29 protein-coding genes and 2 pseudogenes are annotated in these 19924 nt (G+C 64.7%); 25 read left to right on the top strand and 6 right to left on the bottom strand.

Annotation, left to right across the window (positions count from 1 at the left end; translation table 11 throughout):
- Window positions 1-298: 298 nt before the first annotated feature.
- Window positions 299-538: pseudogene (locus tag G4G93_RS34275) on the top strand (Tn3 family transposase); the annotation flags it as partial.
- A 1322-nt stretch (window positions 539-1860) separates the two neighbouring features.
- Here the strand turns inward: G4G93_RS34275 and G4G93_RS34270 are convergent.
- Entirely contained in the window at window positions 1861-2142 is a 282-nt protein-coding gene (locus tag G4G93_RS34270; protein ID WP_011114071.1) for a type II toxin-antitoxin system YafQ family toxin, read from the bottom strand.
- Window positions 2129-2392, bottom strand: a complete 264-nt coding sequence (locus G4G93_RS34265; RefSeq protein ID WP_011114070.1) for a type II toxin-antitoxin system RelB/DinJ family antitoxin — start codon at window positions 2390-2392, stop codon at window positions 2129-2131. The genes G4G93_RS34270 and G4G93_RS34265 overlap by 14 nt, the downstream gene beginning before the upstream one ends.
- A gap of 172 nt (window positions 2393-2564) precedes the next feature.
- Between G4G93_RS34265 and G4G93_RS34260 the strand changes: the two genes are divergently transcribed.
- The 13 genes from G4G93_RS34260 to kfrC all read left to right on the top strand — a co-directional run bounded on the left by G4G93_RS34260 (window position 2565) and on the right by kfrC (window position 10642).
- Window positions 2565-2993, top strand: a complete 429-nt coding sequence (locus G4G93_RS34260) for an antirestriction protein (protein ID WP_011114069.1) — start codon at window positions 2565-2567, stop codon at window positions 2991-2993.
- Between the two features lie 44 nt (window positions 2994-3037).
- Window positions 3038-3256, top strand: coding sequence for a hypothetical protein (locus G4G93_RS34255; protein WP_012478187.1), 219 nt, complete (start codon window positions 3038-3040; stop codon window positions 3254-3256).
- Between the two features lie 11 nt (window positions 3257-3267).
- Entirely contained in the window at window positions 3268-4476 is a 1209-nt protein-coding gene (locus tag G4G93_RS34250; RefSeq protein WP_011114068.1) for a hypothetical protein, read from the top strand.
- Between the two features lie 16 nt (window positions 4477-4492).
- Window positions 4493-4750 carry a transcriptional repressor KorC gene (gene korC, locus G4G93_RS34245; protein ID WP_011114067.1) on the top strand — a complete coding sequence of 86 codons (258 nt, stop codon included), beginning with the start codon at window positions 4493-4495 and terminating at the stop codon, window positions 4748-4750.
- 157 nt (window positions 4751-4907) lie between these two features.
- Window positions 4908-5144, top strand: coding sequence for a stable inheritance protein KleA (kleA, locus tag G4G93_RS34240; RefSeq protein ID WP_011114066.1), 237 nt, complete (start codon window positions 4908-4910; stop codon window positions 5142-5144).
- Between the two features lie 208 nt (window positions 5145-5352).
- The gene (gene kleE / locus G4G93_RS34235; RefSeq protein WP_011114065.1) at window positions 5353-5679 is read left to right on the top strand and encodes a KleE stable inheritance protein; all 327 of its coding nucleotides are present in this window, start codon (window positions 5353-5355) and stop codon (window positions 5677-5679) included.
- A 1-nt stretch (window position 5680) separates the two neighbouring features.
- On the top strand, window positions 5681-6010 hold the full coding sequence (locus tag G4G93_RS34230; protein ID WP_011114064.1) for a DUF2761 domain-containing protein: 330 nt from the start codon (window positions 5681-5683) through the stop codon (window positions 6008-6010).
- Between the two features lie 106 nt (window positions 6011-6116).
- Entirely contained in the window at window positions 6117-6425 is a 309-nt protein-coding gene (locus G4G93_RS34225; protein WP_011114062.1) for a transcriptional regulator KorA, read from the top strand.
- Window positions 6422-7186, top strand: coding sequence for a ParA family protein (locus tag G4G93_RS34220; protein ID WP_011114061.1), 765 nt, complete (start codon window positions 6422-6424; stop codon window positions 7184-7186). Before G4G93_RS34225 ends, G4G93_RS34220 begins: the two co-directional genes overlap by 4 nt.
- On the top strand, window positions 7183-8232 hold the full coding sequence (locus tag G4G93_RS34215) for a transcriptional repressor gene korB (RefSeq protein ID WP_011114060.1): 1050 nt from the start codon (window positions 7183-7185) through the stop codon (window positions 8230-8232). The genes G4G93_RS34220 and G4G93_RS34215 overlap by 4 nt, the downstream gene beginning before the upstream one ends.
- A gap of 178 nt (window positions 8233-8410) precedes the next feature.
- Entirely contained in the window at window positions 8411-9442 is a 1032-nt protein-coding gene (locus G4G93_RS34210) for a DNA-binding protein (protein WP_011114059.1), read from the top strand.
- A 170-nt stretch (window positions 9443-9612) separates the two neighbouring features.
- Entirely contained in the window at window positions 9613-9960 is a 348-nt protein-coding gene (kfrB, locus tag G4G93_RS34205) for an IncP plasmid survival protein KfrB (protein WP_000664557.1), read from the top strand.
- A 28-nt stretch (window positions 9961-9988) separates the two neighbouring features.
- Window positions 9989-10642 (top strand): IncP plasmid survival protein KfrC, encoded by a 654-nt coding sequence (gene kfrC / locus G4G93_RS34200; RefSeq protein ID WP_000826922.1) that lies wholly within the window; start codon window positions 9989-9991, stop codon window positions 10640-10642.
- Window positions 10643-10844: 202 nt separating this feature from the next.
- Here kfrC and G4G93_RS34195 read toward each other — a convergent pair whose 3' ends face one another.
- Genes G4G93_RS34195 through G4G93_RS34185 form a run of 3 tightly spaced genes read right to left on the bottom strand, consistent with a single transcriptional unit; the run spans window position 10845 to window position 12408 of the window.
- The gene (locus G4G93_RS34195; RefSeq protein ID WP_000718516.1) at window positions 10845-11285 is read right to left on the bottom strand and encodes a conjugal transfer protein TraM; all 441 of its coding nucleotides are present in this window, start codon (window positions 11283-11285) and stop codon (window positions 10845-10847) included.
- Window positions 11285-12010, bottom strand: coding sequence for an ArsA-related P-loop ATPase (locus G4G93_RS34190; RefSeq protein ID WP_011114058.1), 726 nt, complete (start codon window positions 12008-12010; stop codon window positions 11285-11287). Before G4G93_RS34190 ends, G4G93_RS34195 begins: the two co-directional genes overlap by 1 nt.
- Complete coding sequence (locus tag G4G93_RS34185) at window positions 12010-12408, bottom strand: TraK family protein (RefSeq protein ID WP_001127128.1); 399 nt, start codon at window positions 12406-12408, stop codon at window positions 12010-12012. Before G4G93_RS34185 ends, G4G93_RS34190 begins: the two co-directional genes overlap by 1 nt.
- An 87-nt stretch (window positions 12409-12495) precedes the next feature.
- Between G4G93_RS34185 and G4G93_RS34180 the strand changes: the two genes are divergently transcribed.
- Both G4G93_RS34180 and trfA read left to right on the top strand, forming a co-directional pair.
- Window positions 12496-12789: a single-stranded DNA-binding protein gene (locus tag G4G93_RS34180; RefSeq protein WP_246737183.1), complete on the top strand. Its 294-nt coding sequence runs from the start codon at window positions 12496-12498 to the stop codon at window positions 12787-12789.
- 46 nt (window positions 12790-12835) lie between these two features.
- Window positions 12836-14056, top strand: coding sequence for a plasmid replication initiator TrfA (trfA, locus tag G4G93_RS34175; RefSeq protein ID WP_011114072.1), 1221 nt, complete (start codon window positions 12836-12838; stop codon window positions 14054-14056).
- A 112-nt stretch (window positions 14057-14168) separates the two neighbouring features.
- On the opposite strand, the gene G4G93_RS34170 is transcribed toward trfA, so the two are convergent.
- Window positions 14169-14603, bottom strand: a complete 435-nt coding sequence (locus G4G93_RS34170; RefSeq protein ID WP_003131969.1) for a mercury resistance transcriptional regulator MerR — start codon at window positions 14601-14603, stop codon at window positions 14169-14171.
- 71 nt (window positions 14604-14674) lie between these two features.
- Here G4G93_RS34170 and merT point away from each other — a divergent pair, with 71 nt between their 5' ends.
- The 9 genes and pseudogenes from merT to G4G93_RS34125 all read left to right on the top strand — a co-directional run.
- Entirely contained in the window at window positions 14675-15025 is a 351-nt protein-coding gene (gene merT / locus G4G93_RS34165) for a mercuric ion transporter MerT (RefSeq protein ID WP_003131974.1), read from the top strand.
- 12 nt (window positions 15026-15037) lie between these two features.
- The gene (merP, locus tag G4G93_RS34160) at window positions 15038-15313 is read left to right on the top strand and encodes a mercury resistance system periplasmic binding protein MerP (RefSeq protein WP_003131987.1); all 276 of its coding nucleotides are present in this window, start codon (window positions 15038-15040) and stop codon (window positions 15311-15313) included.
- Between the two features lie 71 nt (window positions 15314-15384).
- Entirely contained in the window at window positions 15385-17070 is a 1686-nt protein-coding gene (gene merA / locus G4G93_RS34155; protein ID WP_003158917.1) for a mercury(II) reductase, read from the top strand.
- 17 nt (window positions 17071-17087) lie between these two features.
- On the top strand, window positions 17088-17453 hold the full coding sequence (merD, locus tag G4G93_RS34150) for a mercury resistance co-regulator MerD (protein WP_000995360.1): 366 nt from the start codon (window positions 17088-17090) through the stop codon (window positions 17451-17453).
- Window positions 17450-17686 carry a broad-spectrum mercury transporter MerE gene (gene merE / locus G4G93_RS34145; protein WP_003132004.1) on the top strand — a complete coding sequence of 79 codons (237 nt, stop codon included), beginning with the start codon at window positions 17450-17452 and terminating at the stop codon, window positions 17684-17686. Before merD ends, merE begins: the two co-directional genes overlap by 4 nt.
- Entirely contained in the window at window positions 17683-18672 is a 990-nt protein-coding gene (locus G4G93_RS36345) for a DUF3330 domain-containing protein (RefSeq protein ID WP_031942807.1), read from the top strand. Before merE ends, G4G93_RS36345 begins: the two co-directional genes overlap by 4 nt.
- Before the next feature lie 130 nt (window positions 18673-18802).
- On the top strand, window positions 18803-19363 hold the full coding sequence (locus G4G93_RS34135; protein WP_003124096.1) for a recombinase family protein: 561 nt from the start codon (window positions 18803-18805) through the stop codon (window positions 19361-19363).
- A 2-nt stretch (window positions 19364-19365) separates the two neighbouring features.
- Window positions 19366-19626: pseudogene (locus G4G93_RS34130) on the top strand (DUF4158 domain-containing protein); the annotation flags it as partial.
- A gap of 145 nt (window positions 19627-19771) precedes the next feature.
- On the top strand, window positions 19772-19924 hold a 153-nt coding region (locus G4G93_RS34125; protein ID WP_134626507.1), incomplete at its 3' end, for a DUF4158 domain-containing protein.

The following is a 19924-nucleotide window of genomic DNA, read 5'->3' as shown; positions in this document are numbered from 1 at the left end:
GCCAGGTCATTCCACCGGAACTGATCGGGAAGATTGCGCCCACCAGGCTGGAGAGCATCAACTTGCGGGGTGTGTTTCGCTTCCCGGTTGACCGCTATGCTGACCAAATCCTGCCTTCGCGGCCAAATGCATCGATAACTGGCACCAATGGATGAAACCGACCACGGTTTGACGCCACGAATCGCAGATTTGAAAGTGAACAGGAAAGTCAATGAAATCAACGATCTACCAACACCACCTCCGCGCCAGTGCTAGCTTTTCGTACCGTCACTTATTGCACTGAAAACGAGGAGACCCCTACCGGGCTAGCGGCCTCAATCTGGTAACGGCTGCCGTCGTGTTGTGGAACACGGTCTATCTGGAACGGGCTGCGCACGCGCTGCGTGGCAACGGCCATGCCGTTGATGACGCGCTGTTGCAGTACCTGTCGCCGCTCGGTTGGGAGCACATCAACCTCACCGGCGATTACCTCTGGCGCAGCAGCGCCAAGATCGGCGCGGGCAAGTTCAGGCCGCTACGACCGCTGCAACCGGCTTAGCGTGCTTTATTTTCCGTTTTCTGAGGCGACCCCAGGCAGTACCGCGCACCAGCTCGCGCACGTCGAGCTGCAGCATCGTCACTTCCGGCGAGGCTGGCCACGTCCTGGCCACGGTCGACCATCGCCACCTTTGACGATGAACCGAGGGCCCCATCGCCAGTTCCGACGATGACGGCCGACGCCGGCGCTGGATCTCGCATCGCCGCTTCTGACGATGAGATCCACCCTTTGACACTTGAGGGGCCGAGCTGCGGGGGATTCTCCCGGCCGGCGGCCGCGAGAACCGGCTATGTCGTGCTGCGCATCGAGCCAGGCGGCAGAGCCGCCCGTCTCGCCCCTGGCGGGCTTCCAGCGCCTTCCCGACGCTCACCGGGCCGGTGGCCCTCGCCGCTGGGCTTTGCGGCCCTGACGGGCCTTCCCTGCCCTGCCCCACCGGCGCGGCCGTTGTGGACAGTTTCGGGACAAGTCGGCCGAGGCCGGCCGGCGCAGCCCTGACGTTGACACTTGAGGGGCAGCGGGGCCGGCGCGATGTTGACACTTGGGGGGCAGCGGCCGATTTCGGCCTGGTCGAGCCGTCCAGGCGGCCGCCGAGGCGGCCTAAGTGCCTGATCGGCATGGAGTTATCCACCGAAGTTGTGGATAACCCTGTTAGGAACCCTGCCCCGGTATTGACACTTGAGGGGCGGCCCTACTGACACTTGAGGGGCGCGGTTCTTGACACTTGAGGGGCAGCGTATTGACACATGGGGGGCTTATCCATTGACACTTGAGGGGCGGCCTCTTCGCGCTTTTCCTTGGCGTGACAACGGTTTACGCGCGTTTTTCGGTCATGCTAACCAGGTTTTTAACCGTCTTTATAACCTTTTTATATAACCAGGTAGTTTTAACCAGAGGCTGGCGAAAAAAACGGCAACACGGCCCAAGCTACCGCGCAGCATGACCGGCCGCCGAAGGGGGGAAACCCCCCTTCTCGATCCCACCCGGCCGCAAGCGGCCTCCCATCCCCCCAGGGGCTACGCCCCTCGGCCGCCTTGCGGCCTCACCCCACAATGGAGCGCCTTCGGCGCTACGGCTTAGGAGAGCCAGGCGCAAGCGCCTGGCGGAAGGCAGTAAGTTCGAGAGCTTGCGAGGGGGCAAAGCCCCCTCACACTCCCCAACCAGGTCGCCGCGGTTCGACCGGCCGCGCGATCCTCAAGCATCGCAGCAGCTCCACCGCCGCAGGTTTTACGCCAAGGAAGGGGGTCGGCCAGCTCGGCCGGTGGCGCGGAAAGCGCCCCTCAAGTGTCAATGAAACGTGAGACGCGGGGCCAGGCCCGCGCCGATCACAAGCCGAGTTCGGAGTGAGAGCCGAGGCGCACCAGGCGCAGCGTGTCGGCGTCGGGCTTCTGGTAGATCAGCACCAGGTCGGGCTTGACGTGGCAATCCCGGTGATCCTTCCAGTCCCCGGTCAGCGCGTGGTCGCGGTGCCGAGGTTCCAGCGGCTGGTCGTCGGCGAGCGCGACCAGGACGGGCACCAGGTCGGCGTCGAGCGTGGCCCGGTGCTGCCCTTTCGCCTCGCGCTTGTAGTCGCGCTTGAACTGGCCGGTGCGCTCAATCTGCCGCATGCAGATCGGCCATCAGATCGTTGACGGTGGCGAAGCGCGGCAGCTTGCCCTTGCGGGCTTCCTTCATCGCCTCGATGGTGGTGGCGTTCGGAATCAGCGGCTCGAAGGGCAGCGCCTTGTCCTGGGCCACCTTCGTGAGCAGCAGCCGCACCGCGTCGGACACGGTAAGGCCCATCGCGGCCAGGACGGCCGCCGCTTCTTCCTTGATCGCGCCGTCGATGCGCGTTTGTACGAGCTGGTTTGCAGCCATGATTGGTTCTCCGGTTGGGTTCGTGAATTACATTGTAATGCACGCCAAGGGAAAGGGCAAGGTTTAGCGGCTAAAACGTTTAGCTAAAGTGCTTGACGATTAGGACATTTTGCCCTAATATAGCACTTGAAGGCCGGGCATTTCGCCCAGGTCAACTACCGGAGAAAGTCCGATGAACACCCAAGAGCAACCCGTTACCGCTTCCCTGGTCGCCGAGGCCCAGCGCCTCGACTTCCTGCCCGCCTACTTCGGCCCGCGTCTGATGATGCGCGGCGAGGCCCTGGTGTATGCCTGGCTTCGCCGGCTCTGCGAACGCTACAGCGGCGCGTATTGGCACTACTACACCTTGTCGGACGGCGGTTTTTACATGGCCCCCGACCTGGCCGACCGCCTGGAGATCGAGGTGGACGGCAACGGCTTCCGAGGCGAGTTGTCGGCCGACGCCGCCGGCATTGTCGCAACCCTGTTCGCGCTGGGTCAGCTCGCGGCCGAGGCCGCCGACACGGACGCCGGCGATGCCCTGATCGACCGCTATCACTTCCTGCGCGGCTTCGCAGCCAGCCACGCCGAGGCGGCCGCGATCTACCGGGCTATTGACTGATGAGGGGCGGCCCCGGCTTCGGCCGGGGCTTCCAGGAGGCGACCATGACCAGGAACAACGCTCCCCAGGCACCGACGAACAGCTACGCGACGGACGGCAAGTGCCACAACGCCGAGCCGGGCACCTACGGCCACGAATGCGGCAAGCCGGCCGCATGGATCGGCACGAACCACAAGGGGTTCAGCTCGGGATTCTGCGACGACTGCAAGCGCCACGGCTACGAAGCCCGCGACGTGATCGCGTGGCGGCGTGCTGACACTTGAGGGGCCGGCCGATGGCGAAGAAACGCAAGACGCCGGCCCAGCCGGGCCAGGACTGGAACGCGCCGGCGGCCGAGCTGCTGGCCGAGCTGCCCACCGACCGCGACGAGCTGCTGGCCGCCGCCGTGGCGGCCGTGGTGGAGATCGACGCGGCGATCATGCGCGGTGACGGTGCGGCCGCCGAGGCGGCCAGCGACCGATACGAGGCCGTCATCTGGAAGATGAACGGCGGAACGCACGTGGGCAGCATGGCCGACCACGACGCGCCCGGCCAGGTCATCGAGCGCCATTGCGCGGCGGTGCCTGGCGACGTGCCCTTGTGGGGCCAGCGCGGCCAGTTCCTGGTCGCGGATGGCGACATGCGCGCCCTGGTGGAGTACGAGGCCGGCTACGGCGGGCCGCTGGGTGCCCACTTCCAGTTCCACGTCATCGACCTGGACAGGCCGTTTATCTCCGAAACGGGCTACCGCTCGCACTTCGACACGGCGCAGGGCTGCATGACGGTGGACGAGGTTGCGCGCGGCATCCTGGCTGCGCAGCGAGCCGAGAAGAAGCGCCCGGTGATGGTCGAGGCCAGCTACCGCGACCGCCTGGCCGATGCTCCCCTGCCCGCTTGGCTGGCCGGCTTGGAGCCGCCGGCGCGGCGCGCACCGGCGACCGTCCTGGTGCCGCCGGGGTTCGTCCTGGTCGATGTGGTGCTGCCCTCGCATCGGGCCTTCATCGCCAGGCGCTGGGCGGCCGAGGCCGCGACCAGGATCAAGGCGGCCAGGGCCGCCGGGTTGGACGCCAAGGGAAAAATCACCGGCGCAGGCCCGGAGCGAGATCCCGCATCGCCAGAAACGACGATGACCTGCAGCATCGTCAAAGCCGACGATGCCGAGCCGGGCGAGGGCGGGCCTGTATCGCCGGAAACAACGATGCCGCGAGCGAGCGCGGCAACCTGCAGCATCGCCAGGAATGGCGATGGAGGCCCGGCCGACCTGGTGGAGTTCAAGCCCGGCCAGCGGTGCGAGATCGTGAGCGTCCATCACCCGGTTTTCGACCGCTACATCGGCAAGCGCATCATCATCGTGAAGGTGCATCCCGACACCCGCCAGGTGTGGGCGCACGACGACAGGCCGGTAACGTACAAGACCAATCGCGCAGGCCGGCGCGTGGTCGATTCAGACCCGAGCTGCATCCAGTCGATCTACGGCTTCGACCAGTTGCGGCTTATCACTTGACCAGGAGAACGAACGAATGACGAACGACGCCAATATCCGGCTGGAGTGCTTGAAGCCGGCCGAACGCTGGGCGCAACCGACCGGCGAGGAAGTCCGAGAGGTGCTGCGCCTGGCCGGGTTCAGCGGCAGCAAGGCCGCGAAGGCGCTGGGGCTGGGCGCGAAGGGCGACCGCACGATCCGCCGCTGGATCGGCGAGGACACCCCGATTCCCTATGCGGCATGGGCGATCCTGTGCGACCAGGCCGGGCTGGGCGTGATCTGGAAAGAGGATTGACGCCAAGGGAAAGGTTTTAGCGGCTAAAGTTTAGCCTTCGGATTCCGGTAAAGCGAAAAAAGTTTAGCTAAAGTGCTTGATAGGCTAGGGCATTTTGCCCTAATATAGCACTTGAAGGCCGGGCACATTGCCCAGGTCAACTACCGGAGAAAGTCCGATGAGCGACAACAAGATTATGCCCTGGATTGACGAGCTGGAGGGCGCGGCAGCGACCGACTTCCCGGCCCGCCGTGACGAGATCGCGGCCATGATGGCCGAGGCGGCCGAGCTGGTGTGCAAAGCCGAGGAACTGCGCGGCAAGGCGTACTTCGCCGGATGCTCCCTGGAGGGGCAGGCCAAGGGCCATTGGTCGATGGAAGCCGTCGAGCAGGCCAAGCGCCGGGCCGGCTGGTAAGAGCACATGGCCCGGTCGGCAACGGCCGGGCCTATCGAGGACGCCAAGAAGGAGTATTGCGTGAGCCGAGGCAAGATCAAGGGCGGCCCCAGGTGGAGGAACGCCCCGGAGTGATCCGGGGCGCTTGGCCTGGTGCTGGCACACCGTAACCATGCTTCCGAGTGGGAGCACCCAGCATTCAACACGTAAGCGCGTGGAGGGTCAAGCTATGTCCAACATCATCAAGTTCCCCAAGGAGATCGAGCAGCCCGCCGCGCCCGCGCCGGTGGAGCCTGCCGCCGCGTCTGCTGCCCCCAACAAGGCCCCCGGTGCTGGCCTGCTGGCCGGCCTGGTCAAGTTCGTATGGGTGGCGACCGTGCTGGTCTGGCCGATCCTCAAGTGGGTGCTGTCGATTGCCACCTTCTTCCAGTTCGTGCGGATGCTCTACCACTGGAACACGCCTGGCGTGTATGCCGGTTGGTCGTTCCTGGCGTACTTCGCGGTGCTGACCGCGATCACCTACTTCGTTTCGATCTACAAGCCGAAGGGGCTTTGACATGAAAAAACAGACCCTACCCTACCCGCCGGGATTCGTGGAGCCGAACACCGGCCGGGTGGCCGTCCTGGTGCGCGAGTACGCGGCCAGCGACTTGAACGGCGATGCGCCGGCCTATTGGTACAGCGCGCAATCCGAGGAATGGGGCCTTGACCCCTGGCGACTGGTGGAAGGCGTCGATCCGCACACCGCCGGCGGTCAGTTCGACGTGTGCTTTGCCAACGGTTCGAGCCGCACGGTCGGCCCGCTGATGACGTTCTTCATGAGTGCCGCTGACGCGGCCAGGTTGAACGCCAAGAAAGAAGATCACGCGCCCATTTTTAGCCGCTAAAACGCTTGACGCGGGCGGCGAGTTTAGCTAAACTTCTGCACATGGTCGGCGGCTGGCACCGCCTTTTGTTCAACAACCGGGTGTGGAGTTTATATGGGTGTTCTCCATGAAGAAACGGCTAACCGAAGCCCAATTCCAGGCGGCGATCAAGGGCCTGGAGATCGGGCAACAGACCATCGACATAGCGCGCGGCGTGCTGGTCGATGGAAGGCCCCAGGCCGAGTTTGTGGCCTCGCTGGGGCTGACCAAGGGGGCGGTATCGCAAGCGGTCAGCCGCGTGTGGGCAGTGGCGGGGGAAGTGCTCCCGCAGGGCTTCGAGCGGGTGACGGCGGTACTGCCGGAGCATCAAGCGTTCATCGTCAAGCGTTGGGAAGCCGACGCCAAGGGAAAGAGGAAACAGGAACCCAACTCATGAAAACACTGGTCACGGCAATTCAGAAAGGCGGTCAAGGCAAGACGTTCGCAACCTGCCACCTGGCGTTCGACTTCCAGGAGCGCGGCCTTCGGGTTGCAGTGATCGACCTGGACACCCAGGGCAATGCGAGCTGGACGCTGGCCGGCCACGACTCGGGCTATCCCGCCAGTCGCATGTTCACCGCCGGCGGCGACGAGCTGCGCGCCTGGTTCGCTGACCGGGAGGATGACGGCCTGGCGCTGATCGCGGCAGACGCCAACCTGGCGAACCTGGACAAGATGGAGCTTTCCCAGGCGGCCGCCGCGCTGCGGGCCAGTGTGGCCGCGCTGGGCGAGTTCTTCGACGTGTGCCTGATCGACACGGCCCCCTCCCTTGGCGTCGCCATGACGGCGGCCGTGCTGACGGCCGACTACATGCTGTCGCCCATCGAAATGGAGGCGTACAGCTTGCAGGGCATGAAGAAGATGGTCGCGGTCATCAGCAACCTGCGCAAGCAGAACCCCAAGCTGCGCTTCCTCGGCATGGTGCCGAACAAGGTGGACGCGCGGAAGCCGCGCCACGTCAACAACCTGGCGACGTTGCAGCAGGCATACCCGCAGCTCATCTTGCCGTTCAGCATCGGCGCGCGTGACAGCATCGCCGAGGCGCTGGGCGAGCAGATGCCGGTGTGGAAGATCAAGAAGACCGCCGCGCGGAAGGCCACCCAGGAGGTGCGTGCGCTGGCGGATTACGTGTTCACGAAGATGGAGATCGCGCAATGAGCGCCAAGACCAACGCCAAGAAGAAGGAGCAGGACAAGCCGCAATCGTCCGGGCTGGGCCTGGACGGGCTGGGCGACCTGGCCGGCCTGCTGAACGAGCAGCCGGCGGCCAACGCCGGCGGCGCAGGCCCGCAGGAGCTGCCGCTTGACCTGATCGACGAAGACCCGCACCAGCCGCGCACGGCCGACAACCCCGGCTTCTCGCCGGAGAGCATCGCGGAGATCGGCGAGACGATCAAAGCGCGCGGCGTGAAGTCGCCCATCAGCGTGCGCGAGAACCCGGACGCACCGGGGCGCTACCTCATCAACCACGGCGCGCGGCGCTATCGCGGCTCGAAGTGGGCGCACAAGACCACGATCCCGGCCTTCATCGACAACGACTACAACGAGGCCGACCAGGTTATCGAGAACCTGCAACGCAACGAGCTGACGGCGCGTGAGATCGCCGACTTCATCGGCCGCGAGCTGGCGAAGGGCAAGAAGAAGGGCGAGATCGCCAAGGAGATCGGCAAGTCGCCGGCCTTCGTCACGCAGCACGTCACGCTGCTGGACTTGCCCGAACCCATTGCCGAGGCGTTCAATAGCGGCCGGGGCAAGGACGTGACTGTCATCAACGAGCTGGTGACGGCCTACAAGAAGAACCCCGACGAGGTGGCCGCCTGGCTGGCCGACGACAGCCAGGAGCTGACGCGCGGCTCGGTGAAGCTGCTGCGCGAGTTCCTGGAGGACAAGCGCAGTCACGAGGACGGCGACCGTGATCCCAACACCGTCGATGCGCTGACCGGCAAGACCGACGCCGAGGCCGGCGACGGCGAGCAGGGGCCGCAGGATGATGACGCCAAGGGGAAGAAGGAGCCGAAGGAGGCCGACCCCGACAAGCTCAAGAAGGCCATCATCCAGGTCAAGCACGACGACCGGCCGGCACGGCTGATCCTCAACCGCCGGCCCCCGGCCGAGGGCTGGGCCTGGCTCAAATACGAGGATGACGGCCAGGAGTTCGAGGCCGACCTTGGCACCGTGCAGCTTGTCGCGCTGCTGGAGGGCTGACACGCCCAGCGCCGGGCATCGCCGACCACCGACCCCCACCCATCGCCCCGCCATCGAGCGGGGCTTTTTTTGCCCGCGTTTTAGCCGCTAAAAAAAGTTCAGCTAAACCGCTTGCGTAGTGTTGTATGTTGTAGTATGCTTCACGCTACAACATACAACCGGCCAAAGGAGGCCCGACATGGCGATCTCGAAGGAGCAGATATTTGCGGTGGCCGACGAACTGGACGCGGCCGGCCAGAACCCCACGCTGGCGAACGTGCGCAAGCAGCTCGGCAGCGGCAGCTTCACCACCATCAGCGAGGCGATGAACGAGTGGCGCGCACGCAAGGCCAGCCAGGCCGCCCCGATCCGCGAGCCGGCACCGCAGGCGATCACTGACAAGCTGGCCGAGCTGGGCGGCGACTTGTGGGCCGTGGCGCTGGAAATGGCGAACAACCGCCTGGCCGCCGAGCGCGAGGCGCTGGAGGCCGTGCGCCAGGAGACGGAAGCAGCGCGCCAGGAAGCCGCAGAGCTGGCCGACCAGCTCACCGGCGAGCTGGACGAGGCCAAGGCCCGCATCGCGGCCCTGGAGGCCGTCGAGGCGGCCGCCAAGGGCGAGGCCGACGAGCTGCGCGGCAAGCTCGCGGCGACCAGCGAGCGCGCGGCCACGGCCGAGGCCAGGGCCGGCGAGCTGCGCACGGAGCTGGATCACGCCCATCAGGAAGCCCGCCAGGCGCGCGCAGAGCGCGACAAGGCCCAGGAGAGGGCCACGGCCAGCGCCGACCAGGTGGAGGCCCTGCGGGCCGACCTCGCGGCCGCGAACAGCCGTACCGCCGAGATCGAGCGCCGCGCCGGCGAGCTGCGTGCCGACCTGGAGCGGGCGAACCAGGCGACCGACCAGGCGCGCGCCGCTCAGGCCGAGCAGCGGAAGGCCACCGAGGCGGCCGCCGCCGAGCGCGACCAGGTGCGCGCGGAGCTGGTGAAGGTGCAGGCCAAGGCCGAGGCGGCCGAGCAGGCCCACCAGGAGCAGCGCAAGGCGATGGCGGCCGAGGCACACCGCCAGGCCGAGCGGCTGACCGCCGCCCAGGGCGAGCGCGACCAGGCGAAGCGCGACGCTGCCCAGGCCCGCGAGGAAGCGGCCGGGCTTCGCGGCCGGCTGGAGGCCCTGGAAACCGTCATGGCGCAAGGCCGGGCGGCCGATCCGACCAGCGGCGGACGCAAAAAGACCTGATAAATCGGTTGGTTTTCCTTAAAATTACCCTGGAACCCTGACAAAACGCACAACCCGGCCGCTGGGAAGAGCCGGCCTCGCTTTGCCGAGGTCGGCTTTTTTGTTGGAGCGCGGCTTGCATGGGGCCACCATCACCCTTTTGAGAACTACGGCAACCATAGGAGTGCCCGATGAAAGAACGCCTCTTGGTCATGAACGGTCAACGCATCGTTCAGGCCGAAAAGGACGGCGCTTGGACGAATCAGAAAGTAGACAAGGCGGGCGCGTTGAAGCCCGGCATCTACAACCTGTACACGGCCCAAGCGGCCGACAAGAAGCAGACCCACGCCGGCGTGATCGTTCATGCCGACGCCACCAACGTGTACCAGCAGATCGGCAAGAACTTTGTCATGCACGCTCGGTCAGATTTCGATAAAGTACCTGAAATTGGGAGCGCAAAGAGCATCAGCTACAACGCCCAGGGCAAGGCGGCAGTCGCCGCAGAGGCCCCGAAACTGACGCGGGGGCGCTCCATGTAGCTTTAGCGGCTAAAAAGGAGGCACGCCCTTGAAACGACTCACCATCCCCGGCAGCGGCACCGAGAGCCGCGCCACCAAGCCGGCCCGCGTCAGCGCGCCGGCCACCCTCGGCGGTGCCGCCTTCGGCGCTTCGCGCGAGGACACCGGAGCCGACTTGCTGGAGGCCGCCCAGGCGGCCGAGATCGAGCAGCAGGCCACCCTAGAGGCGGCCCCGGTCGAGCAGTCCTACCCCGAAACCCTGGCGCTCTACGTGCAGGCCAAGCACGACCAGGTGGAGCACATCGAGGACAGGCTAGAAAACCTGATCGACCGGCAGCAGGCCCGTTTGCAGCAGACCCAGGCGTCCGCGCCTGGCCGGCTTTCCTTGCCCGGCTCTAAGCGAGCCTGGCAGAACCAGCAGGCGCAGCAGCAGGCCCGCTTGCAGACGCTTCACGCGCGCCTGGAGGCCGTCCGCGAGATCAAGGAAGGCATGGGCCTGCACTCGCCGAAGATCGAAGAGCTGGCGACGCGCAAGATGCGCGCCGAGAACCCCGAGCTGGCTTCCGATTGGGATGCCATGCGCGAGGCCGCCCGCCGGCATGAGCTGCTGATGCGCAAGCAGGAGCAGGAGCGCAAGCAATCCCAGGCCCAGGAGCGGCCAGGGAGATCGCAGTCCTTGGGCCTGTCAGCCAGGCCCGCATAAAAACGAAGCCCGGCGGTCGCCGGGCTTTTTTCTCGAGCATCGCCATTTCTGGCGAGGGAGGCCCGCCGAGGGCCTGGTGGAATCATCCTGCAGCATCGTCACAAGCGACGATGCCGGGAGCTGGCCAGCATCGCCGAACCTGGCGATGCCGCCGGCGCGGTCGACCATCGCCAGTTCTGACGATGAGATCCCGCATCGCCATCTACAGCGAGGCCCACAGGGCCAGGCCGGCGGCCACGACCGCCATGCCGGCCGCGACCATGTTCATCATGGCGACGCGCCGCGCCTCGCGGATCGGCGCGACGAGCTGCGCCGTCACCGCCTCAACCTCACGCCGCACGGCCTCGGCGGCCGCCTTCGCGCCCTCCTGCATTCCCCGCGTCATGGCGTCCTTGCTGGCCGCCAACGCCGCGTTGAGCGTCCTTTCCGCCTTTCCCTTGGCGTCATCACCCCATCGGTGGGCGATGGACTCCAGTTCCGACTTGAAGGCGTCCAAGATTTCCTGCTGGGCCGATGCGCTGTCCTGCATCAGCTTCATGTTGATGGTCTGGAGGATCAAGATCGGATCGTCGCGGCCCACGGCGATGCCGTGCTTGGCCGCGATCTCCCGTATCAGCTCCTCGATCTTGTCGTCGGCCGCCATCAGAGCACCGCCGCGTTTTCGAGCTGGGCGAAGAGCTGGGTTTTCACGATCTTGAGCCGCTGCCGCGTCATGATCGTGAGCGCCGAATCGGCCAGGGCCTCATCGAAGGTGCGCCGATCCTGGAGCATTTCGGCGAAGTCGCGGCCGTAGGTTTCCTCTTTCAGCGCCGGAATCTGGATGATGGCGGACACACGGCCCTTGTTGGTCGTGTACGCCTTCAACTGCTCGAACCCCTTGCCCTCGTGCTCGATTGGCCCCCAATACGGGTTCAGCCAGACCACGAACAGGCATTCGGCCGGGAACTGGCTGGCGAGCTGGGCGAAGCCGCTCACCGTGTCCACCAGGGCCTGGCCGCCGGTGACGACCGTATGCACCACGAGTTCGTGGCCCATGTCCTGGAGCAGCGCCGGCACCTGGTTGCTGATGAGGTAGTGCGACAGCGGCACGAACGAGCTGGCCCCGTTGTCGATGATGACGTCGCCCTCGGCCGACGCGATCATCTCGACCAGGGCGTCGAAATTCCGGGTGTTGATCTCGTCGCCGTCCATGATGTTGAGCCGGCGCACGTTGAGGGCTTTGTAGCCCTCGAACGTCGCGTTCACCGGATCGGTGTCGATGCAAAGCGGCTTCTGTCCCTTGCCGGCTTTGTACTGCGCGATGGTGGCCGCGATCATCGACTTGCCGACGCCGCCCTTGCCTTGCAGAACCATGTGAATTTTCGCCATTACAGTAAATCCTCTTTCTTTGGAGTCGCATCAAACGTGAAGCCGCCGATCTTGGGCGGCTCACTCTTGGATTCCGAGGCCGGCGGGGCGGCCTTCGGCTCGGGCTTCGCGCCCTTGGGCTGGCTGTCCGGGGGAGTGGCGGGAGGCGGCGGGGAAGCTACCGGCGCGGCCTTGATGTACCGCTTCACGTGCTGGGTGAATGTTTCGTACCGACAGCGCAGCCGGCCGGTTTCCTTCATGTGCTCCCAGATCGTTTTCATCGCATAGCCCGCATCGAGCGCCGCTTGAACGTCGCTCTTGACGGCCAGGAACGCGACCACGTGCTTGTCCTGGCGCGGCTTCTTGGCTTCCCGTCCCTTCACCCATTCAGCCAGCTCTTCGGGGTAGGTCTTTGGCATCGTGTTCGTCCATCTAATCCTCTCATCGCAAATGTAACGCTACTAAGCGGCGCTACGGAAACGCAAAAAGTCCGCTATCGGCGTGCATTGGCACGCTTCGATAGCGGCATTATGGGCCATTGTGGCGGTTTTCGCTATATCCGTTGCTGGCGCAACGCAGCCGGTGCGAAGCAGGAGCAGACGGACTTCTTCCGCATCAAGTCGTTCGGCGGCCTGGCCGAGAACGCGGGCAAGTACCTGGGCAAAGGCTCCAAGGTGTTCGTCCAGGGCCGCATCGAGCCGACGAAGTACGAGAAGGACGGCAAGACCGAATACGGCTTCGATTTCATCGCCGAGGAAATCGAATACCTGGACACCAAAGCGCCAGGCGGCGGCCAGTAAGGCCAGGCCCGGCCACGGCCGGGCAGTATGCTAGGAGGGAGATTAGATGCAGAACGAGTTCAACGAGCAGGAATACAGGCGCAAGCTCATCGAGGGCGGGCTTAGCGAAGCCGACGCCACCGACCTTGCCGCCCGTACCGCCGCCGCTCGCAGGGACTCGGGCAGCGCCGGCGGGGCCTTCCGCCCCGCCGGTTCCCTCTTCGAGCTGCCGGCCACGGCCGGCGACAACGAGGCGGCTTTGCCGCCGAAGCTACCGACGCCGGCAAGTGCCGCCGTCGAGCGATCCGAGCGCATGGCGCAGGAATCGGCCGAGCTTGCGCGCACGATGGGCCTGCCGCCCGAACCGCGCACCGCCGTGAACAAGATGGCCGAGCAGATCGGCGCGCTGGCCCAGGACAAACGGAGTAGTGCGATGGCGACCAAGAAGCGAACGGCCGGCGGTGAGCTGGCCGAGAAGGTCAGCGAGGCCAAGCAGACGGCCTTGCTCAAGCACACGAAGCAGCAGATCAAGGACATGCAGCTCTCGCTGTTCGACCTGGCTCCCTGGCCGGATCACATGCGGGCACTGCCCAACGACTTCGGGCGGTCGGCGATCTTCACCGTCCGCAACAAGAAGGTGCCGCGCGCCGCGCTGCAAGGCCAGTCGATCTACCACGTCAACAAAGACGTGGAGATCACCTACACCGGGATCGAGCTGCGCGCCGACGACGACGAGCTGGTATTCGCCCAGGTGCTGGAGTACGCGAAGCGCACCGCGCTCGGAGAGCCGGTTTCCTTCACGTTCTACGAGCTTTGCCAGGACTTGGACTGGTCAATCAACGGTCGGTACTACACAAGGGCCGAGGAATGCCTGACGCGGCTCCAGGCGTCGGCCATGCAGTTCTCATCCCAACGCATCGGCCGGCTCGAATCGGTGTCGCTGATCCGGCGCTTCCGCGTCCTGGATCGCGGCAAGCGCACGTCGCGCTGCCAGGTCGAGATCGACGCCGAAATCGTGGTGCTGTTCGCCGGCGACCACTACACGAAATTCGTGTGGGAGAAGTACCGCAAGCTGTCGCCCACCGCGCGGCGCATGTTCGACTACTTCGCCACCCACAAGGAGCCGTACCCGCTCAAGCTGGAGACGTTCCGGCTGATGTGCGGCTCGGATTCCACCCGGCCGAAGAAGTGGCGCGAGCAGGTAGGCGAAGCGTGCGACGAGCTGCGCGAAAACGGCCTGGTCGAAAGTGCGTGGGTGAACGACGACCTGGTGCATTGCAAGCGGTGATCGCCCCCCTGCCCTCCCCTGGAGCCGCCCGAGATCGAGGCGGCTTTTTTTCTCGAGCATCGCCACTTCCGGCGAGGCAGGGGTCGTCTCAGAAAACGGAAAATAAAGCACGCTAAGGCATAGCCGAACCTGCCAAGCTTGCTCCACCCTGTAGTGACGCGATCAGCGGGCAGGAAACGTTCCCCCTTCGCGCATGGCAGGCGCACACCAACTCAGACAGCACGGCCTCCATGCGCGCCAGGTCAGCCATTTTCTCGCGCACGTCCTTGAGCTTGTGCTCGGCCAGACTGCTGGCTTCCTCGCAATGGGTGCCATCCTCCAGCCGCAGCAGCTCGGCGATCTCATCCAGGCTGAAGCCCAGCCGCTGGGCTGATTTCACGAAGCGCACCCGCGTTACATCCGCCTCGCCATAGCGGCGGATGCTGCCATAGGGCTTGTCAGGCTCCAGCAACAAGCCCTTGCGCTGATAGAAACGGATGGTCTCCACATTGACCCCGGCCGCCTTGGCGAAAACGCCAATGGTCAGGTTCTCCAAATTGTTTTCCATATCGCTTGACTCCGTACATGAGTACGGAAGTAAGGTTACGCTATCCAATTTCAATTCGAAAGGACAAGCGCATGTCTGAACCAAAAACCGGGCGCGGCGCGCTCTTCACTGGAGGGCTTGCCGCCATCCTCGCCTCGGCTTGCTGCCTCGGGCCGTTGGTTCTGATCGCCTTGGGGTTCAGCGGCGCTTGGATCGGCAACTTGGCGGTGTTGGAACCCTATCGCCCCATCTTTATCGGCGTGGCGCTGGTGGCGTTGTTCTTCGCCTGGCGGCGCATCTACCGGCAGGCAGCGGCCTGCAAACCGGGTGAGGTCTGCGCGATTCCCCAAGTGCGAGCTACTTACAAGCTCATTTTCTGGATCGTGGCCGCGCTGGTTCTGGTCGCGCTCGGATTTCCCTACGTCATGCCATTTTTCTACTGATCGGAGTTCACCATGAAGAAACTGTTTGCCTCCCTCGCCCTCGCCGCCGTTGTTGCCCCCGTCTGGGCCGCCACCCAGACCGTCACGCTGTCCGTACCGGGCATGACCTGCTCCGCCTGCCCGATCACTGTCAAGAAGGCGATTTCCAAGGTCGAAGGCGTCAGCAAAGTTGACGTGACTTTCGAGACACGCCAAGCGGTCGTCACCTTCGACGATGCCAAGACCAGCGTGCAGAAGCTGACCAAGGCAACCGCAGACGCGGGCTATCCGTCCAGCGTCAAGCAGTGAGTCACTGAAAACGGCACCGCAGCACAACGGACGTCATTGTCTGGCGCCACAAACGATAAAGGATCTGTTGCATGACCCATCTAAAAATCACCGGCATGACTTGCGACTCGTGCGCGGCGCACGTCAAGGAAGCGCTGGAAAAAGTGCCAGGCGTGCAGTCGGCGCTGGTGTCCTATCCGAAGGGCACAGCGCAACTCGCCATCGTGCCGGGCACATCGCCGGACGCGCTGACTGCCGCCGTGGCCGGACTGGGCTACAAGGCAACGCTAGCCGATGCGCCACTGGCGGACAACCGCGTCGGACTGCTCGACAAGGTGCGGGGATGGATGGCCGCCGCCGAAAAGCACAGTGGCAACGAGCCCCCGGTGCAGGTAGCGGTCATTGGCAGCGGTGGAGCCGCGATGGCGGCGGCGCTGAAAGCCGTCGAGCAAGGCGCGCAGGTCACGCTGATCGAGCGCGGCACCATCGGCGGCACCTGCGTCAATGTCGGCTGTGTGCCGTCCAAGATCATGATCCGCGCCGCCCACATCGCCCATCTGCGCCGGGAAAGCCCGTTCGATGGCGGTATTGCGGCAACTGTGCCTACGATTGACCGCAGTAAGCTGCTGGCCCAGCAGCAGGCCCGCGTCGACGAACTGCGGCACGCCAAGTACGAAGGCATCCTGGGCGGTAATCCGGCCATCACCGTTGTGCACGGTGAGGCGCGCTTCAAGGACGACCAGAGCCTTACCGTCCGTTTGAACGAGGGTGGCGAGCGCGTCGTGATGTTCGACCGCTGCCTGGTCGCCACGGGTGCCAGCCCGGCGGTCCCGCCGATTCCGGGCTTGAAAGAGTCACCCTACTGGACTTCCACCGAGGCCCTGGCGAGCGACACCATTCCCGAACGCCTTGCCGTAATCGGCTCGTCGGTGGTGGCGCTGGAGCTGGCGCAAGCCTTTGCCCGGCTGGGCAGCAAGGTCACGGTCCTGGCGCGCAATACCTTGTTCTTCCGTGAAGACCCGGCCATCGGCGAGGCGGTGACAGCCGCTTTCCGTGCCGAGGGCATCGAGGTGCTGGAGCACACGCAAGCCAGCCAGGTCGCCCATATGGACGGTGAATTCGTGCTGACCACCACGCACGGTGAATTGCGCGCCGACAAACTGCTGGTTGCCACCGGTCGGACACCGAACACGCGCAGCCTCGCGCTGGACGCAGCGGGGGTCACTGTCAATGCGCAAGGTGCCATCGCCATCGACCAAGGCATGCGCACGAGCAACCCGAACATCTACGCGGCCGGCGACTGCACCGACCAGCCGCAGTTCGTCTATGTGGCGGCAGCGGCCGGCACCCGTGCCGCGATCAACATGACCGGCGGCGATGCGGCGCTCGACCTGACCGCAATGCCGGCCGTGGTGTTCACCGATCCGCAAGTGGCGACCGTGGGCTACAGCGAGGCGGAAGCCCACCACGACGGGATCGAGACCGACAGCCGCACCTTGACCTTGGACAACGTGCCGCGTGCGCTCGCCAACTTCGACACACGCGGCTTCATCAAGTTGGTTATCGAGGAAGGCAGCCATCGGCTGATCGGCGTACAGGCGGTCGCGCCGGAAGCGGGTGAACTGATCCAGACGGCGGCTCTGGCCATTCGCAACCGCATGACGGTGCAGGAACTGGCCGACCAGTTGTTCCCCTACCTGACGATGGTCGAGGGGTTGAAGCTCGCGGCGCAGACCTTCAACAAGGATGTGAAGCAGCTTTCCTGCTGCGCCGGGTGAGAAAAAGGAGGTGTTCAATGAACGCCTACACGGTGTCCCGGCTGGCTCTTGATGCCGGGGTGAGCGTGCATATCGTGCGCGACTACCTGCTGCGCGGATTGCTGCGCCCGGTGGCGTGCACACCAGGCGGCTACGGCTTGTTCGATGACGCCGCCTTGCAACGGCTGTGCTTCGTGCGGGCGGCCTTCGAGGCGGGCATCGGCCTCGACGCGCTGGCGCGGCTGTGCCGGGCGCTGGATGCGGCGGACGGCGACGAAGCGGCCGCGCAGCTTGCCCTGCTGCGTCAGTTCGTCGAGCGTCGGCGCGAAGCGTTGGCCGATCTGGAAGTGCAGTTGGCCACCCTGCCGACCGAGCCGGCACAGCACGCGGAGAGTCTGCCATGAACAACCCCGAGCGCTTGCCGTCCGAGACGCACAAACCGATCACCGGCTACCTGTGGGGCGGACTGGCTGTGCTGACTTGCCCCTGCCACCTGCCCATCCTCGCTGTCGTGCTGGCCGGCACAACCGCCGGTGCTTTCCTCGGCGAGCATTGGGTCATCGCGGCGCTCGGTTTGACCGGCCTGTTCCTTCTGTCCCTGTCGCGGGCGTTGCGGGCATTCAGGGAAAGAGAATGAGCGCTTCCCGGCCGGATGGATGGACGACGCCGGAACTGGCCCAAGCGGTCGAGCGCGGGCAGCTTGAACTGCACTACCAGCCCGTCGTCGATCTGCGCAGTGGTGGGATTGTCGGCGCGGAAGCCCTGTTGCGCTGGCGTCATCCGACGCTTGGACTATTGCCACCGGGCCAGTTCCTGCCCGTGGTCGAATCGTCCGGCCTGATGCCTGAAATCGGCGCTTGGGTGCTGGGCGAAGCCTGCCGCCAGATGCGTGACTGGCGAATGCTGGCATGGCGACCGTTCCGGCTGGCCGTCAATGTTTCGGCGAGCCAAGTGGGACCGGACTTCGACGGGTGGGTAAAGGGCGTGCTGGCTGATGCCGAGTTGCCCGCCGAGTATCTCGAAATCGAGCTGACCGAATCGGTCGCGTTTGGTGATCCGGCGATCTTCCCCGCCCTGGACGCCTTGCGGCAGATCGGTGTGCGCTTCGCCGCCGATGACTTCGGGACGGGGTATTCCTGTCTGCAACATCTGAAGTGCTGCCCAATCAGCACGCTCAAGATCGACCAATCGTTTGTCGCCGGGCTCGCCAACGACCGCCGCGACCAAACCATCGTGCACACCGTGATTCAGCTTGCGCACGGGCTGGGCATGGATGTGGTGGCTGAAGGCGTGGAAACATCGGCGAGTCTTGATCTATTGCGACAAGCGGACTGCGACACAGGACAAGGCTTCCTGTTCGCGAAGCCAATGCCGGCGGCGGCATTCGCCGTCTTCGTCAGTCAATGGAGGGGTGCCACCATGAATGCAAGTGACTCGACCACCACCAGTTGCTGCGTGTGCTGCAAGGAAATCCCGCTCGATGCCGCCTTCACCCCGGAAGGCGCGGAATACGTCGAGCACTTCTGCGGGTTGGAGTGTTATCAACGCTTCGAAGCGCGTGCCAAGACAGGGAACGAAACCGATGCCGATCCGAACGCCTGCGACTCGCTACCGTCAGATTGAGGCATACCCTAACTTGGCGTCAGACCATCCGGCGCTAAATCGTCAGAATAGAGTTGCCTTCCGAATTGATTGACATGCGCCGTCAAGGGTCATAGATTTCTTCCTGACACATTTCCCTCAGGAGGATACCTTGCACGGTCAGCGCATCGGTTACGTCCGCGTCAGCAGCTTCGACCAGAACCCAGAACGGCAGCTCGAACAGATCCAGGTGGATAAAGTGTTCACCGACAAGGCGTCGGGCAAGGACACACGGCGGCCCGAACTGGAACGGCTGCTCGCCTTCGTGCGCGAAGGCGACACGGTCGTGGTGCACAGCATGGATCGTCTGGCGCGCAACCTCGACGACCTGCGCCGCCTGGTGCAGGGCCTCACCCAGCGCGGCGTACGCATCGAGTTCCTTAAGGAGCATTTGACCTTCACCGGCGAGGACTCGCCGATGGCGAACCTGATGCTGTCGGTAATGGGCGCGTTCGCCGAGTTCGAACGCGCCTTGATCCGCGAGCGGCAGCGCGAGGGCATCGCGCTCGCCAAGCAGCGCGGGGCCTACCGTGGCAGGAAGAAATCCCTGTCGTCTGAGCGTATTGCCGAACTGCGCCAACGTGTCGAGGCTGGCGAGCAAAAGACCAAGCTGGCTCGTGAATTCGGAATCAGTCGCGAAACCCTGTATCAATACTTGAGAACGGATCAGTAAATATGCCACGTCGTTCAATCCTGTCCGCCGCCGAGCGCGAAAGCCTGCTGGCGTTGCCGGACACCAAGGATGAGTTGATCCGTCACTACACGTTCAGCGAAACCGACCTCTCCATCATCCGGCAGCGGCGCGGGCCTGCGAACCGCTTGGGCTTTGCAGTTCAGCTCTGCTACCTGCGCTTTCCCGGCATCCTCCTTGGCGTCGATGAGCCGCCGTTTCCGCCCTTGCTGAAACTGGTCGCCGACCAGCTCAAGGTCAGTGTCGGGGTCTCCTCGTTTTCAGTGCAATAAGTGACGGTACGCAAAGCTAGCACTGGCGCGGGGGTGGTCTGGGTAGACCGTTGATTTCATTGACTTTCCTGTTCGCTTTGTAAACGGGTATGGTGGCCTCCCACTTTTGAGGTTCACGATGCAGGGTTGGCACACAACGTTTTTGGGGATGCGTGGGCTCCCCCGCGATATCAGCGACTTCGAGATGAAGGCATTTTTCACCTTCGATGGTGCCGAGCGCGACGCAATCAATGCACGCCGAGGTGATTCCCACAAGCTTGGTCTGGCGCTC

The sequence above is a fragment of the Methylobacterium sp. DB0501 genome, assembly GCF_011043735.1.
GTDB classification, from domain to species: Bacteria; Pseudomonadota; Alphaproteobacteria; order Rhizobiales; family Beijerinckiaceae; genus Methylobacterium; species Methylobacterium alsaeris.
The sequence above is the reverse complement of the archived record's forward strand: the minus strand, read 5'-3'. Positions and strand labels throughout refer to the sequence as shown.

Excerpts from the sequence above, each read along its gene's own strand:
- G4G93_RS34270 (WP_011114071.1), bottom strand. The coding sequence starts at position 2,142 with ATGCGGCAGATTGAGCGCACCGGCCAGTTCAAGCGCGACTACAAGCGC.
- G4G93_RS34265 (WP_011114070.1), bottom strand. The coding sequence starts at position 2,392 with ATGGCTGCAAACCAGCTCGTACAAACGCGCATCGACGGCGCGATCAAG.
- G4G93_RS34260 (WP_011114069.1), top strand. The coding sequence starts at position 2,565 with ATGAACACCCAAGAGCAACCCGTTACCGCTTCCCTGGTCGCCGAGGCC.
- G4G93_RS34255 (WP_012478187.1), top strand. The coding sequence starts at position 3,038 with ATGACCAGGAACAACGCTCCCCAGGCACCGACGAACAGCTACGCGACG.
- G4G93_RS34250 (WP_011114068.1), top strand. The coding sequence starts at position 3,268 with ATGGCGAAGAAACGCAAGACGCCGGCCCAGCCGGGCCAGGACTGGAAC.
- korC (WP_011114067.1), top strand. The coding sequence starts at position 4,493 with ATGACGAACGACGCCAATATCCGGCTGGAGTGCTTGAAGCCGGCCGAA.
- kleA (WP_011114066.1), top strand. The coding sequence starts at position 4,908 with ATGAGCGACAACAAGATTATGCCCTGGATTGACGAGCTGGAGGGCGCG.
- kleE (WP_011114065.1), top strand. The coding sequence starts at position 5,353 with ATGTCCAACATCATCAAGTTCCCCAAGGAGATCGAGCAGCCCGCCGCG.
- G4G93_RS34230 (WP_011114064.1), top strand. The coding sequence starts at position 5,681 with ATGAAAAAACAGACCCTACCCTACCCGCCGGGATTCGTGGAGCCGAAC.
- G4G93_RS34225 (WP_011114062.1), top strand. The coding sequence starts at position 6,117 with ATGAAGAAACGGCTAACCGAAGCCCAATTCCAGGCGGCGATCAAGGGC.
- G4G93_RS34220 (WP_011114061.1), top strand. The coding sequence starts at position 6,422 with ATGAAAACACTGGTCACGGCAATTCAGAAAGGCGGTCAAGGCAAGACG.
- G4G93_RS34215 (WP_011114060.1), top strand. The coding sequence starts at position 7,183 with ATGAGCGCCAAGACCAACGCCAAGAAGAAGGAGCAGGACAAGCCGCAA.
- G4G93_RS34210 (WP_011114059.1), top strand. The coding sequence starts at position 8,411 with ATGGCGATCTCGAAGGAGCAGATATTTGCGGTGGCCGACGAACTGGAC.
- kfrB (WP_000664557.1), top strand. The coding sequence starts at position 9,613 with ATGAAAGAACGCCTCTTGGTCATGAACGGTCAACGCATCGTTCAGGCC.
- G4G93_RS34195 (WP_000718516.1), bottom strand. The coding sequence starts at position 11,285 with ATGGCGGCCGACGACAAGATCGAGGAGCTGATACGGGAGATCGCGGCC.
- G4G93_RS34190 (WP_011114058.1), bottom strand. The coding sequence starts at position 12,010 with ATGGCGAAAATTCACATGGTTCTGCAAGGCAAGGGCGGCGTCGGCAAG.
- G4G93_RS34185 (WP_001127128.1), bottom strand. The coding sequence starts at position 12,408 with ATGCCAAAGACCTACCCCGAAGAGCTGGCTGAATGGGTGAAGGGACGG.
- trfA (WP_011114072.1), top strand. The coding sequence starts at position 12,836 with ATGCAGAACGAGTTCAACGAGCAGGAATACAGGCGCAAGCTCATCGAG.
- G4G93_RS34170 (WP_003131969.1), bottom strand. The coding sequence starts at position 14,603 with ATGGAAAACAATTTGGAGAACCTGACCATTGGCGTTTTCGCCAAGGCG.
- merT (WP_003131974.1), top strand. The coding sequence starts at position 14,675 with ATGTCTGAACCAAAAACCGGGCGCGGCGCGCTCTTCACTGGAGGGCTT.
- merP (WP_003131987.1), top strand. The coding sequence starts at position 15,038 with ATGAAGAAACTGTTTGCCTCCCTCGCCCTCGCCGCCGTTGTTGCCCCC.
- merA (WP_003158917.1), top strand. The coding sequence starts at position 15,385 with ATGACCCATCTAAAAATCACCGGCATGACTTGCGACTCGTGCGCGGCG.
- merD (WP_000995360.1), top strand. The coding sequence starts at position 17,088 with ATGAACGCCTACACGGTGTCCCGGCTGGCTCTTGATGCCGGGGTGAGC.
- merE (WP_003132004.1), top strand. The coding sequence starts at position 17,450 with ATGAACAACCCCGAGCGCTTGCCGTCCGAGACGCACAAACCGATCACC.
- G4G93_RS36345 (WP_031942807.1), top strand. The coding sequence starts at position 17,683 with ATGAGCGCTTCCCGGCCGGATGGATGGACGACGCCGGAACTGGCCCAA.